General features: G+C 65.8%; 8 protein-coding genes and 1 pseudogene. 3 read left to right on the top strand and 6 right to left on the bottom strand.

Annotation, left to right across the window (positions count from 1 at the left end):
• The first annotated feature begins 279 nt into the window (after positions 1–279).
• On the top strand, positions 280–2,064 hold the full coding sequence (locus tag QNO10_RS02725; protein ID WP_229949728.1) for a BCCT family transporter: 1,785 nt from the start codon (positions 280–282) through the stop codon (positions 2,062–2,064).
• 285 nt (positions 2,065–2,349) lie between these two features.
• Positions 2,350–3,906, top strand: coding sequence for an alpha/beta hydrolase family protein (locus QNO10_RS02720; RefSeq protein WP_229949252.1), 1,557 nt, complete (start codon positions 2,350–2,352; stop codon positions 3,904–3,906).
• A 63-nt stretch (positions 3,907–3,969) separates the two neighbouring features.
• On the opposite strand, the gene QNO10_RS02715 is transcribed toward QNO10_RS02720, so the two are convergent.
• The 5 genes from QNO10_RS02715 to QNO10_RS02695 all read right to left on the bottom strand — a co-directional run bounded on the left by QNO10_RS02715 (position 3,970) and on the right by QNO10_RS02695 (position 11,107).
• Positions 3,970–5,373 carry a sugar porter family MFS transporter gene (locus QNO10_RS02715; RefSeq protein WP_229949235.1) on the bottom strand — a complete coding sequence of 468 codons (1,404 nt, stop codon included), beginning with the start codon at positions 5,371–5,373 and terminating at the stop codon, positions 3,970–3,972.
• A gap of 77 nt (positions 5,374–5,450) precedes the next feature.
• Positions 5,451–6,353, bottom strand: coding sequence for a succinate--CoA ligase subunit alpha (gene sucD / locus QNO10_RS02710; protein WP_227905829.1), 903 nt, complete (start codon positions 6,351–6,353; stop codon positions 5,451–5,453).
• Between the two features lie 36 nt (positions 6,354–6,389).
• Complete coding sequence (sucC, locus tag QNO10_RS02705) at positions 6,390–7,559, bottom strand: ADP-forming succinate--CoA ligase subunit beta (protein ID WP_229949233.1); 1,170 nt, start codon at positions 7,557–7,559, stop codon at positions 6,390–6,392.
• A gap of 201 nt (positions 7,560–7,760) precedes the next feature.
• On the bottom strand, positions 7,761–10,211 hold the full coding sequence (gene pcrA / locus QNO10_RS02700) for a DNA helicase PcrA (RefSeq protein ID WP_229949231.1): 2,451 nt from the start codon (positions 10,209–10,211) through the stop codon (positions 7,761–7,763).
• A gap of 92 nt (positions 10,212–10,303) precedes the next feature.
• Positions 10,304–11,107 (bottom strand): inositol monophosphatase family protein, encoded by an 804-nt coding sequence (locus QNO10_RS02695; RefSeq protein WP_229949229.1) that lies wholly within the window; start codon positions 11,105–11,107, stop codon positions 10,304–10,306.
• A 92-nt stretch (positions 11,108–11,199) separates the two neighbouring features.
• Between QNO10_RS02695 and QNO10_RS02690 the strand changes: the two genes are divergently transcribed.
• A complete protein-coding gene (locus QNO10_RS02690) occupies positions 11,200–11,844 on the top strand; it encodes a hypothetical protein (RefSeq protein ID WP_229949227.1) in 645 nt (214 codons plus the stop codon).
• A gap of 21 nt (positions 11,845–11,865) precedes the next feature.
• Here QNO10_RS02690 and QNO10_RS02685 read toward each other — a convergent pair.
• Positions 11,866–13,827: pseudogene (locus QNO10_RS02685) on the bottom strand (MMPL family transporter); the annotation flags it as partial.
• Positions 13,828–13,849: the final 22 nt, after the last annotated feature.

Below are 13,849 nucleotides of genomic sequence, written 5' to 3'. Positions count from 1 at the left end.
TTACTTTATAGATTCCGGCGGACCGTTTCAGGTCCGTTGCACGCTCAAATAAAGAGGAACTGCCATTCTGCCTGCCCGGGTCCACACCAGACCCGGGACCCTTTTGCGCTGACATAAGGAAGGCCTATGGCTACCACAGAAGGTCCAACGCGCGACGTCGGGAAGCACGCTGCTGACACCCCCGCCCCGCCGGTACCCGCCACCAGCTCCACCTCCGTTGCGGATCCCTCCACTTCATCGATGCCCATCGTGGAGCAGGAAGAAGCACTCGTCCAGCAGATGATCGAGGGGCAGCGCGAGCAGGAAGAAGCACTCCGGCGCGGCGTGCCGGCGAAGCTCGATAAAGTGATCTTCGCCGTCACCGGTGTCCTTGCACTCGCCTTCATTGCCTGGGGCTTCTTCGGGAGGGACAACCTCTCCTCCGTCTCCACCACGGCACTGGACTGGGTTATCACTAACGCGGGCTGGTTCTTTGTGCTCCTTGCCTCGTTCCTCGTGGCGTACGTGATCTGGCTGGCCGTGGGCCGGTACGGAAAGATCCCCCTGGGCCAGGACGGTGAAGAGCCGCAGTTCAAGACGGTTTCCTGGATCTCCATGATGTTCGCCGCCGGCATGGGCATCGGTCTGATGTTCTACGGCGCGGCCGAGCCCCTGTTCTACTACATCTCCCCTCCCCCCGGCACCGTTGAGGGCCAGACCCCCGAAGCGCTGCAGACCGCCATGGGCACGTCCCTGTTCCATTGGGGCCTGCATCCGTGGGCCATGTACGCCGTCGTCGGCGTTGCCATGGCCTACGGCACCTACCGCCTTGGCCGCCGCCAGCTGATCTCCTCGGCCTTCACGTCACTCTTCGGCGTGAAGCGGGTGGAGGGACCGCTGGGCAAGGTACTCAACATCTTTGCCATTTTCGCCACCCTCTTCGGTACCGCCGCTTCGCTGGGCCTCGGCGCCCTGCAGATCGGCAGCGGCCTGCAGTCCGTTGGTTTCCTCGGGACCGCGGGAACCACCGTCCTGGTTGCGATCGTCGCGATCCTCACCGGTTGCTTCGTGGCATCCGCCGTTTCGGGCATTTCCCGCGGCATCCAGTGGCTGTCCAACATCAACATGGTCCTCGCGCTGGTGCTGGCCGCCATCGTTTTCGTTGTGGGGCCGACGCTCTTCATCCTCAACGTCATCCCGGCAGCCATCGGCGACTACGCCGCCAATATGGCCTCGATGGCCTCCCGCACCGAGGTGGCAGGCGACGAATCCATGCGCGCCTGGCTCTCCAGCTGGACCATCTTCTACTGGGCCTGGTGGCTGTCCTGGACGCCGTTCGTCGGTATGTTCATTGCCCGCATCAGCCGGGGCCGCACCATCCGCCAGTTCGTCACCGGCGTCCTGGCAGTTCCTTTCGTAGTCAGCGTGGTCTGGTTCTCCATCTTCGGCGGCGCCGCGATCGGAATCCAGCGCGACGCGGCGGCCAGCGGTTCAGCCGGACTCACCACAATGGTCGACGGCGAACCCACCATTGATTTCGACGGCTCGCTGTTCGACCTGATTGCCGCCCTCCCCATGCCCAACCTGCTGGCCGCAGGAGTGGGTATCCTCGCCATGGTCCTGGTCGCCATCTTCTTCGTGACCGGAGCGGATTCGGCCTCCATCATCATGGCGTCGCTGAGCTCCAACGGTGCCGAGCACCCGTCCCGCGGCGTCGTCATTTTCTGGGGTGTCCTTACCGGCGCCGTGGCCGCAGTGATGCTGCTGGCCGGCGGCGATGATCCTGCCGAAGCCCTGGATGGCCTGCAGCGGATCACGATTGTGGCCGCGCTGCCGTTCGCCGTCGTGATGCTCCTGATGACGATTGCCCTGGCGAAGGATCTGGCGAAGGATCCCCTCTCGCTGCGGCGGCGGCTGGCTGTTTCCGTGGTCGACCGGGCCATCCAGTCCGGCGTCGAGGAGCACGGTTCGTCCTTCGACCTGCACACCACAGAGCACGACGACGTCCCCGAGGCGGCCGGAGTTCGTGCCGGCGATTCCGCACCTGGAACCGGCACCGGAAAGAGCACACCGGACCGGCTGTAGTTCTGGACGTGTAGCTCCGGACCGCACGCAGTTCCACCGGCACGGCAGAAGCAGTAACCAGCAGGTCCCCGCACGGACATCCGTGCGGGGACCTGTCTGCGCTAGGTTCGCGATTCCGGCAGGCTTTTACCCCAGCGACTGGCCAGGCACAAGAGTTCCCCACGTAATCCGCACCCGTCGGGCGACATTTTCCCCAGCGCCCTTGCACCCCGGGTCTCCCTCCTCATAGCCTGCGGAAAGTTACCGCACGGTAACTAATTCCCCTCTTTCGACAATGAGGTCATTATGAGGAAACTTCTGGGCACTCTGGCGGCGTCCGCCGCCCTGTTGGGCACCTCCCTGGTGGCGGCTCCCGCCGTCGCCGCACCATCACCAGCCGCACCGGCCGCACCAGCCATCCGCACCGACGTCGTGGTCACCAGTTTCGACGGCACACCTATCCATACGAATTTCTTCCCGGCCACGGGCCTCACTGCCGGACAGAAAGCACCGACGGTCATGGTGGGCCCAGGGTTCGGGCTCCCGGGCGGACGGATTCCGTCATCAACCACCAGCACGCTGATCGGTTCCATCGGCATCGCTCCCCTGCGGGACGCCGGCTACAACGTGGTGACCTGGGACCCGCGCGGCTTCGGCCTCAGCGGGGGCGAGGCGTATGTAAACAACCCTGCTTATGAGGGCCGGGACGGCTCGGCGATCATCGACTACATTGCGGCCCAGCCCGAAGCGAGCCTGGACTCCCCCGGAGATCCCGTCCTGGGCATGGCCGGCGCCTCCTACGGCGGAGGCATCCAGTTTGTCCTCGCCTCGCAGGACCAGCGGGTGGACGCCATCACCCCGACCATTGCCTGGAACGACCTCACCACCAGCCTCTACAAGGCAGGCTCCTTCAAGAGCGGCTGGGGCGCCCTGCTGTGTGCCGAGGGAACCGCGTTGGGACAGCTGGGTTCCCTGGTGGGGAACCAGGGCGCCCTGGCAGCCCCGGTCCGAAAGGCCTGCCGGGAGGGTCTGACGTACCCGAACCAGCTCAGCGCCGAGTCGATCGCGTACTTCGAGTCCCTGACACCGGACTCGCTGTTCACCTCCATCACGGCTCCCACCCTGATCATCCAGGGCACGGCGGACACCCTCTTCACCCTGAACGAGGCCACCCGCAACTACGAGCTCATCCGCGGCACCGGCACCCCCACCAAGATGCTGCAGTTCTGCGGCGGACACGGGCTGTGCAATTCCACTGCCGGTCCGGACCGGATCACCCCCGCCGTACTTAACTGGTTTGCCCGCTACCTGCGGAATGAACCGGTCGATACCGGGGCTGCGTTCCAGTTCATCGACCAGGCCGGCGTGACCCGCGGAGCACCGGGCTACCCACAGGCCAATGGCACCCTGAACGGTACGGGAAAGGGTTCAATCATCCTGTCCCCCGCCGCCGTCAGCGGAGCCGTCGTCGCGGCCACCGTCGCGCCGGTGGCAGTCAACGTTCCCATCACCGCACCCGCCGTAACGACGTCGGCCTTCGGCGCCCCGCAGCTGACGCTCACGTACCGCGGGTCGGCCCGGCAGGCGAACACCCATGTCTATGCCCAGATCATCGACCGGTCCCGGTCTTCCCTGGTCCTGGGCAACCAGGTCACACCGGTGCCCCTCATCCTGGACGGGCAGTCACACACCCTGACGGTTCCGCTGGAGGAGGTTTCCTACACCGTGGGTCCGGCTACCCGGCTGGTCCTACAGATCACGCCCGCGACGTCCGTCTATGCGCTGCCCAAGGCTACGGCGCTGACGAGCTTCGAAGCGTCGGTCGCTGTGCCGACGATCGCCAGTTACCCGGTGATCCCGTAACTAGGCCCTAAACACAGAGAAGGGACCCTGCCAGCGGCAGGGTCCCTTCTCTGTGCACGGTTTCTACTTGCTGCCGACCGCCCGGAGGTGTTCTTCCACCTGTTCCAGGCTCTGGCCCCGGGTCTCCGGGACATAGCGGCGGACGAAGGCCAGCGCCAGCACTCCCAGCACCACGAAGATAAAGAACGTCTTCGAAATGCCGATGGCATCCATCAGGATCGGGAAGGAGAAGCCGACGGCGAAGTTGGTCATCCACTGGACGAAGACGGACAGCCCGATGCCCAGCCCGCGGACCTTCAGCGGGAAGATTTCCGAGAGCATCAGCCAGGTCACCGGCGACACTGCGCCCTGCTGGAAGGCCAGGAACGTGACCGTCAGGGCCAGGATGAGGTAACCGCGGACGGTGCCTTCGGTGACGAAGATCGACACCAGGCCAATCAGCAGCAGCGACGAGCCGGTGCCGATCAGGCCGGTCATCAGCATGTGCCGACGGCGGACCCGGCCCAGCAGCCAAATGCCGACGATGGCGGCCGCCACGGAGACCACACCGTTGGCAATGTTGGCCGTGAGGGCCGCTTCGGTGCCGAACCCGGCGTCCGCCAGGATCTGCGTGCCGTAGTACATGATGGCGTTAACGCCGGTGATCTGCTGGACCACGGACAGGCCCATGCCGATCAGGAGTACCCGCCGCAGCCACGGCTCGGCGAAGTCGCGCAGCGTTCCTGCCTGGGCCGACTCCTTTTCCGCAAGGCCTCGCACTTCGCTGTATTCGGCCTGTGCGTCGTCGGCGCTACGGATCCGCTGGAGGGCGGCGAGGGTTTCCGCAAAGCGCCCCTTCGAGGCGAGCCAGCGGGGGCTCTCCGGAACGAACGCGATGCCGATCCACAGGGCAATGGCCGGCAGGGTGGCAACCACCAGCATCCAGCGCCACACGCCCTGGTCTTCACCCCAGATGTTGCCGATGACCGCGTTGGCCACAAAGGCGACCAGCTGGCCCGTCACAATCATCAGCTGGTCCCGGGTCACCATTTGTCCGCGGCGTTCCGCCGGGGCAAGCTCGGCGAGGAACACGGGGACGAGCGCCGAGGCGCCGCCCACGGCCAGGCCGAGCACAATCCGGGACAGCACCATCACGGCGATCGTCGGGGCCAGGGAGGTGCCGAGGGTGCCCAGCAGGAAGACGACGGCGAGGGCCATCAGGATCCGGCGCCGGCCGTACCTGTCCGTCAGTTTCCCGGAGATGGCTCCGCCGAAGGCCGCGCCGAAGAGCAGGCTGGAGGTAATCAGGCCCTCGGTGAACGGGGTAAGCCCCAGATCGTCCTGCATGTACGGCAGCGCGCCGTTAATGACGCCGGTGTCATAACCGAACAGGAAACCGCCGAGGGTAACGATCCAGGAAGCACGGCGCAGCGCCCGCCGGTGCGGGCCGGCTTTCGGGGCAGAGCCGTTTGAAACTGAGGTGGACATTTCCGTCTTTCTTCTGGGACGCACAAAACCCCCGTCCACCATATGATTCCGGTGGACGGGGGCGTGCTGGTACGGACCTAGAGGGCTGCGTAGACTTCGCGCAGCAGCGTAGCGGTCTCGGACGGCGTCTTGCCGACCTTGACGCCTGCAGCCTCGAGGGCTTCCTTCTTGGCCTGGGCGGTTCCGGCGGAACCGGAGACGATGGCGCCGGCGTGGCCCATGGTCTTGCCTTCGGGAGCCGTGAAACCGGCCACGTAGCCGACGACCGGCTTCGTGACATTGGCCTTGATGAACTCTGCGGCACGCTCTTCGGCGTCGCCGCCGATTTCACCGATCATCACGATGGCCTTGGTCTCGGGATCCGCTTCGAACGCCGCCAGGGCGTCGATGTGGGTGGTGCCGATAACCGGGTCGCCGCCGATGCCGATGGCGGTGGAGAAGCCGAGGTCGCGCAGCTCGTACATCATCTGGTAGGTCAGGGTGCCGGACTTGGAGACCAGGCCGATCGGACCCTTGCCGGTGATGTTGGCGGGCGTGATGCCGACCAGTGCTTCACCGGGGGTGATGATGCCGGGGCAGTTCGGGCCGATGATGCGGGTGACCTGGTTGCCGTCAGCGTCCACCTTGGACTGGGCGTGGGCCCAGAACTCGGCGGAATCCTGGACCGGAACGCCTTCGGTGATTACGACGACGAGGCCGATGCCGGCGTCGATCGCTTCCATGACGGCGTCCTTGGTGAAGGCCGGCGGCACGAAGACGATGGAGACGTCGGCGTCGGTCTTGTCGATGGCCTCGGCAACGGTGCCGAAGACGGGCAGCTCAACGTCACCGTGGGTGACGGTGGTGCCGGCCTTGCGGGCGTTGACGCCGCCGACAACCTGGGTGCCGGCCTTGAGCATCAGGGCGGTGTGCTTGGTGCCTTCGCCGCCGGTGATGCCCTGAACGATGACCTTGGAGTCCTTGTTCAAGTAGATAGACATAGGTGAGTTCTCTCTTCTAGGTTTCGACAGGCTCGGTTAGCGAGCGGCGTGAGCGAGCTCGGCGGCCTTGTCGGCGCCTTCGTCCATGGTGGTGGCCAGGGTGACCAGCGGGTGGTTGGCCTCGGCAAGGATGCGGCGGCCTTCCTCGACGTTGTTGCCGTCGAGACGGACGACCAGCGGCTTGTTGGCTTCGTCGCCCAGGATTTCCAGGGCCTTGACGATGCCGTTGGCCACGGCGTCACAGGCGGTGATGCCGCCGAAGACATTCACGAACACGGACTTGACCTGGGCGTCATTCAGGATGACATCCAGACCGGCAGCCATGACGGAGGCGGAGGCTCCGCCGCCGATGTCCAGGAAGTTGGCGGGCTTCACGTTGCCGTGCTTTTCGCCGGCGTAGGCGACGACGTCGAGCGTGGACATAACCAGGCCGGCGCCGTTGCCGATGATGCCTACTTCGCCGTCCAGCTTGACGTAGTTAAGGTCGTTTTCCTTGGCCTTGGCCTCGAGCGGATCCGCGGCGTCCTTGTCTTCCAGGGCGGCGTGGCCGGGCTGGCGGAAGTCGGCGTTTTCGTCCAGGGAGACCTTGCCGTCGAGGGCCAGGATCTCACCGCTGCCGGTCTTCACCAGCGGGTTGACCTCTACGAGGGTGGCGTCTTCCTTGGTGAAGACGTCCCACAGCTTGATGATGGCGTTCATGACGCCTTCGCGCAGCTCGGGGGCGAACCCGGCGGCGTCGACGATCTCTGCGGCCTTTGCGGAGTCGATGCCGACGGCGGGATCAACGGCAACGCGGGCGAGGGCGTCGGGACGCTCCACGGCCAGCTGCTCGATCTCCATGCCGCCCTCAACCGAGCACATGGCCAGGTAGTTGCGGTTTGCGCGGTCCAGCAGGACCGAGAAGTAGTATTCCTCAGCAATGTCGGCACCCTGGGCAATCATCACGGTGTTGACCGTGTGGCCCTTGATGTCCATGCCCAGGATGTTGGATGCGTGCTCGAAAGCTTCATCGGCAGTCTTGGCAACCTTCACGCCGCCGGCCTTGCCTCGGCCACCAACCTTGACCTGCGCCTTGACGACTACAACGCCGCCGATCTTCTCAGCAGCAGCTTTGGCTTCTTCAGGAGTGTGCGCCACGATTCCGGCAAGCACGGGTACACCGTGCGCCTCAAACATATCGCGCGCCTGATATTCAAACAGGTCCACGGGCTAGTGTCCTTCTACGTCGAAGTAGGTTTACATGCGATCTGGACGATCGCAGGGCAGATGCATCCGGCCGGTCTGCCCCACGAGGAACTTTAGTCCCTTGGGGCTGAACGCCGATCCCAGACTACCCCTTTAGTGATGAAGCACACAGTTCTATCGTTTGTAGAAATTACCCCGTGTGGGTTATGAAAAACTCCCCTCTCAGACCTCTTTGGTGAGCGGCGCATAACGCAGCAGCAGGCGCTTTTCGCCGACGTCGAACTTCACCTTCGCCACTGTCTTATCCCCTGCGCCTTCCACGGCAAGCACGGTGCCGTGGCCGAACGATGTGTGGTTGACCTTGTCCCCGGCGGCCACGGACAGGACCTCCTTCTGTGGCTGCACACGGCCAATGGCCTTCGCCACGGGAGAGTTGGCGGTGCTGCCGCCCGTTCCCATCGGCGCTCCGGCACCCCAGGAGGAGCCGCCGTAGTGGCTGGAGGTGATGCTGCCGCCTCCGCCCCAGGTGGGACGGTCCATGCCCTCCCGCTTCCACTCGATCAGCTCCGGCGGCACTTCACCCACGAACTGGCTGGCCGGGTTGTACTGGCTCTGGCCCCACATGCTGCGGACTTCGGACCGGGTGAGGTACAGGCGCTGCCGTGCGCGGGTAAGTCCCACGTAGGCAAGACGCCGCTCTTCGGCCAGTTCGGCCGGGTCCGTGGCCGAGCGCTGGTGCGGGAACAGGCCCTGCTCCATGCCGGTGAGGAAGACCACCGGGAATTCCAGCCCCTTGGCGGTATGCAGGGTCATCAGGGTGACCACGCCCTGCCGACGGGATTCCTCGACGGCGGCGGCGACTTCCTCGGCCGAGCCGCCGGGGGCGTCGGGAATCGAGTCGGCGTCTGCCACCAGGGAGACCTGTTCCAGGAACTCCCCCAGGGAGCCCTCGGGGTTGTCACGTTCATATTCGCGGACCACGGCCACCAGTTCCGCCAGGTTCTCCACCCGGGACTCATCCTGGGGGTCGTTGCTGGAACGCAGCTGGGCCAGGTAGCCGGTTTGTTCCAGCACCGCTTCCAGTGCCGCGGAGGCGCCGGATCCGCTGGCCACCTCGGCGAGGTCGTCGATCATCTTGACGAAGCCGTTAATGGAATTGAGCGACCTGGTGGCCAGTCCGGGGGCCTCCTCGGCGCGGCGCAGGGCGGCCATGAAGGAAATCCGCTCGCGTTCGGCCAGTGCCGCCACGGAATACTCGGCCCGGTCGCCGATGCCGCGCTTGGGTTCGTTGAGGATCCGCCGCAGGTTGACGACGTCGTCGGAGTTCACCAGTACGCGCAGGTACGCCAGCGCGTCCTTGATTTCCTTGCGTTCGTAGAACCGGGTGCCGCCGACCACCTTGTAGGGCAGGCCCACCCGCACCAGGACATCTTCCAGGGAACGGGACTGGGCGTTGGTCCGGTAGAACACCGCAACGTCGCCCGGGCGCAGGTTTTCCTCGTCCTGCAGCCGGTCGATTTCCTCGGCGATGAACCGGGCTTCCTCGTGTTCGTTCTCGCCAACGTAGCCGATGATCTTTTCGCCGTCGCCCTCCGCCGTCCACAGCCGCTTCTCGGGGCGGTTGGGGTTGCGGGAGATCACTGCGTTGGCAGCGTTGAGGATGGTCTGCGTGGACCGGTAGTTCTGCTCCAGAAGGATGGTCCGCGCGCTGGGGTAATCCTTCTCGAAGTCATTGATGTTGCGCACGTCGGCGCCGCGGAAGGCGTAGATGGACTGGTCGGAGTCGCCCACGACGGTGAGTTCGGCCGGAGGAAGGTCCAGGGCGTCGTCGTCGCCGCCCACGAGTTCCTTAACCAGCGCGTACTGTGCGTGGTTGGTGTCCTGGTACTCGTCCACCAGGATGTGCCGGAACCGGCGGCGGTAGTACTCGGCCACGCCGGGGAAGGCACGGAACATAAACACGGTCTGGGCGATCAGGTCGTCAAAGTCCATGGCGTTGGCCTGGCGCATCCGCTGCGCGTAGCCCTTGTAGACATCGGCGACGGCCTGCTCGAAGGGGTCGGCGTAGTTGGCCGATTCCGCGTAGGACTCTTCGTCGATGAGTTCGTTCTTCAGCGCCGAGATCTTGTGCATGATCGACTTCGGCGTGAAGCGCTTGGGATCCAGGTCCAACCCCTTCGCCACCAGGGTGATCAGGCGCAGCGAATCCGCGGAGTCGTAGATGGAGAAGTTCGAGTTCATCCCCACCGTCTTGGCTTCTCGGCGCAGGATCCGCACGCAGGAGGAGTGGAAGGTGGAAATCCACATGGTCTTGGCGACGCCGCCCACCAGGGCTTCGATCCGCTCGCGCATTTCCGCGGCGGCCTTGTTGGTGAAGGTGATGGCCAGGATCTGCCCCGGGTTGGAGCGGCCGGTGGCCAGCAGGTAGGCGATCCGGTGGCTGAGCACCCGGGTCTTGCCGGATCCGGCCCCGGCAACAATCAGCAGCGGCGAACCGGCATGCTTGACCGCTTCCTCCTGCTGGGGATTCAGTCCCTGCAGCAGGTCCGCGGCACGGCTTTCATCCGCGTAGGAGGAACCCCTCCGCTGGGTCTCGGGATGCGGCGCCCCGGCGGCAGGCGCGGGCACATCTTTGCGGGGTGCGGGAAAAAGTGGATCAAAGAGGTAGTCCATGATGGCTTTAAGTCTAGGCGCTGCGGCTGACATTCCGGTGAGAGCGGAATCCGGCCCACCTGTGCCACCCGGCCCCGCCGGTCGGGCGGAGGTCAGGCGGAGGTCAACGCCGCGTGGATTTCCCGGACGGCTGCCGCGGTGCCGGCGATGTGCCAACGGAAACCATTTACTTCGACGACGGCGGTGCTGCCCCCGGCGGCCAGGACAATGGCCTTGCCCGGGAGCCAGTCCCACTCCGGGCAGCTGTGCTGGAACCACGCACCGGACTGGCCGGTGGCCACCCGGGCGAGGTCGCAGGAACCCGAGCCCATCATCCGGATGGTCGCGGCCCGGGACGCTGCCGCCGTCCAGGGTCCGGTCACTTCCGGGCGCAGCAGCCAGGTGGGATGGATATACGTACCCGCCGAGAGGCGGTTCAGCGGTTCGTCCGCCGGCGGGGCGATGGCCACCCCGTTCAGCGTGGCCGGGAAGCCCTTGCCGCCGATCCACAGCCGGTCCTCCTGCGGCTGGTAAATGGCGCCGAGCAGGACATCCGGATCTCCGGGCAGGGCATGCGGCCCGGCGTCGGCCCGCAGCGCGATGGCCGAACACCAGTAGGTGGATCCGGCGAAGAAGTTGTAGGTGCCGTCCACTGGGTCAATGACCCAGGACCTGCCCGAGGTGCCCTGATGGCTGGCACCCTCCTCCCCCACAATCCCGTCGTCGGGGCGCAGCTCGCGCAGCCGGTTCACCACCAGGGCCTCGGCCTCTCGGTCGGCGGCGGTCACGACGTCGGACACCGACGTCTTCTCGCTGGCGGTCAATCCCTCCGACCGCATACGCAGGGCCAGCTGCCCGGCTTCCCGCACCAGGTCAGCGGCAAGGAACAAGTCTTCGGGGGACGCAACGGCACTCATAACCCACCAGCGTAGTCGCCTGGCTGCGTCCGGGACAGGCGCGCGGAGGCCGGCTTCCGGGGCTCCGGGAGCAGTGCGGCCATACTGTACCTATGGGAAAAACCGCCGCACAGCGCGCTGCCAAACACGGACCCGACGCCGGATCTCCCCGCACGGGTGTCCCGGGGACAGCGAACACCGCCCCGGGCCAGCGCCCGCAGGGCAAGAGCAGTCCCGGACTCGTGGTTATTGCCGGCGTCGTGACCACGCTGTTCCTGTTCTGGTACCTGCACCTGCTGGTGCTGGGCCAGCTGAGCCAGCTCGCCGACGGATTGGCCATGCCCGATTCGCTGGTCTTCGGCTACGGTCAGGACCATCTGGCGGACCTGCGTGCCGCCATGGACGCGGATGCCCTGGGCCAACTCAGCTACGTGCACAAGACTGCCGGGACGCTCTTTCCCTTGGTCTTCGGACTGACCTGGCTGCTGATCATCGGGCTGAACACCCAGCGCCGGATGCTGCGCTGGGTGTTCTTCAGTGCGCCGATCCTCTTTGTGGTGGCCGACCTTTGGGAGAACATTGCCATCGACAATGCCCTCGGCGCCGCCGAACTAACGGGCGGTGATGCCGCCCTGGCCGCTGCGCTGACCGTCGCCCGCTGGGTCCTGCTGGGGCTCAGCCTGGTGGCGTCCGTGGCGTCCGTCTTTACCAGCCGGGTTGGACGGCCACCAGAACTTGTCGCCCAGGACAAAGGTTAGGGCCGGGACCACTACGGTCCGCACCAGCAGGGTGTCGAACAGGACGCCGATGGCCACGATGATGCCCACCTGGGTCAGGGTCACCAGCGGAAGCACGCCCAGCACGGCAAAGACGGCGGCCAGCAGGATGCCGGCGCTGGTGATCACCCCGCCGGTGGAGCGCAGGGCCGCCAGCATGCCCTGCTTCGTTCCCATCGAGGCCGCGTTTTCCCGGGCCCGGGTGGTCAGGAAGATGTTGTAGTCCACGCCCAGAGCCACCAGGAACAGGAACGAGTAGAGCAGCGTCTGGACGTCCATGGCGGGGAAGTCCAGCACGTTCTCGAACAACAGCCAGCTCAGCCCGGTCGCGGCCAGGAATGTCAGCAGCACCGACGCGACCAGCAGCACAGGTGCCACCAGGGAACGCAGCAGGATCATCAGGACCAGGAACACCAGGACAATCACCGAGGTGCCCACGAGGACCGTGTCGTGCTGGTTTGCAGCCAGCTGGTCCACCCGCTCGGCCGCTTCACCGCCCACCAGCGCCTCGTAGTCCTCCCCGGCCAGGTCCGCGCGGAGGTCTGTGATGAAGGTGTTCGCTTCGTCGGTGCCTGCCTCGTAGCCGGTGATCAGTTCCACCCGGGTGCGTCCGTCATGCTCGGTGCCGGCAGTCGCTGTAGTGACGCCTTCGAGGCCGGCCAGCTGCGCGACGGCGTCGTCCGCCGCTTCGGTATCGACCAGTACGGTCACGGGTGAGGAGGAGCCGGCGGGGAAGCCTTCGGAGAGGGTTTCCGCAGCGGTGACCGCCTGCGGCTCGTCGCGGAACTGTTCGTTTTCGCTTAGCCCGATCTGCAGGGTGAACAGGGCGCTGCCCAGGGCCAGCAGCACAATGACGGCGCTGCCCGCGATGGTTTTGGGCCGGCGGGCAGTGGCTTCGCCGAGGCGGCCCCAGAACTTGCCTTCCTTGGCCGGGTCCCCCACCTTGGGCACGAACGGCCAGAACAGCTTGCGTCCCAGCAGCACCAACGCGACGGGGAGCAGGAACAAGGCGCTGAAGATGGCGAGGACAATGCCGATGGCGGCGGAGAAACCGAGGCCGCGGTAGCTCTGGGTGTCGGCGAACAGCAGGGTGAGCAGGGCCAGGATGACGGTGCCGCCGCTGGCAATGATGGCCTCGCGGGTGCGGATGAGGGCCTTGCCCATGGCCTCGTACACGGAATCGTGGACGCGCAGTTCCTCCCGGTACCGGGCAATCAGCAGCAGGGCGTAGTTGGTTGCGGCACCAAACACCAGGACGCTCGTAATGCCCACGGCAGACGGATCCACCGTGATTCCGGTGGCGGGGGCCAGCAGGTCCACCACCTTCGCTGCGAGCTGTTCAATGGCGCCGACAATCGCCAGCGGCACGATCCAGAGCCACGGCGACCGGTAGGTGATCAGCAGCAGTACGGCGACGACGCCGGCGGTGACAGTCAGCAGCACGAAGTTGGCACCGGAGAACACCCCTGCAAGGTCGGCGCTGAACGCTGCCCCGCCGGTCAGTTCCGCCTTGACGCCCTCCGGAGCAGCATCGGCAACCGCGCTGCGCAGATCCTCGACCTCCGCGGAGACGGCATCGCCGTCGTCGGCTGCGGCCTGCAGCGTCAGCGGAACAATGGCCACGAGCTTATTCTCCGAAACCACCGGCGGGACCTGCGGCGGCGGGCCTGAGGCACCCGCCTCCGTGGCGGCCGCGTTGATCTCCGGGATTGACGCGGTGTCCGCGTCGGTCAGCGGGTTCCCGTCCTCACGGGAGATCACCACAATGGCGGAGGATTCCTGCGCGTCAGGGAACTCCTGCAGCAGGTCGGCCACCTGGGCGGACTGGTACTTGTCATTCAGTCCGCCCACGTCGGTGCTGTCGTTTTCCTGAGCCGGCAGGGCGAACAGGCCGACGATGACAGCCACCCCGATCAGCAGCGTGATCCACGCCGACTTGGCGTTCTTCACTATTCCTGCGTACATGTGCGTATCTCCCAGTGACGTA

Origin of the sequence: Arthrobacter sp. zg-Y919 (genome assembly GCF_030142045.1) — a bacterium.
Lineage (GTDB): Bacteria > Actinomycetota > Actinomycetes > Actinomycetales > Micrococcaceae > Arthrobacter_B.
Note: the sequence above shows the minus strand (reverse complement) of the source record. Positions and strands in the feature narration are given on the sequence as shown.

Coding starts and splice junctions, on each gene's coding strand:
- QNO10_RS02725 (WP_229949728.1), top strand. CDS start 280: ATGATCGAGGGGCAGCGCGAGCAGGAAGAAGCACTCCGGCGCGGCGTG.
- QNO10_RS02720 (WP_229949252.1), top strand. CDS start 2,350: ATGAGGAAACTTCTGGGCACTCTGGCGGCGTCCGCCGCCCTGTTGGGC.
- QNO10_RS02715 (WP_229949235.1), bottom strand. CDS start 5,373: ATGTCCACCTCAGTTTCAAACGGCTCTGCCCCGAAAGCCGGCCCGCAC.
- sucD (WP_227905829.1), bottom strand. CDS start 6,353: ATGTCTATCTACTTGAACAAGGACTCCAAGGTCATCGTTCAGGGCATC.
- pcrA (WP_229949231.1), bottom strand. CDS start 10,211: ATGGACTACCTCTTTGATCCACTTTTTCCCGCACCCCGCAAAGATGTG.
- QNO10_RS02695 (WP_229949229.1), bottom strand. CDS start 11,107: ATGAGTGCCGTTGCGTCCCCCGAAGACTTGTTCCTTGCCGCTGACCTG.
- QNO10_RS02690 (WP_229949227.1), top strand. CDS start 11,200: ATGGGAAAAACCGCCGCACAGCGCGCTGCCAAACACGGACCCGACGCC.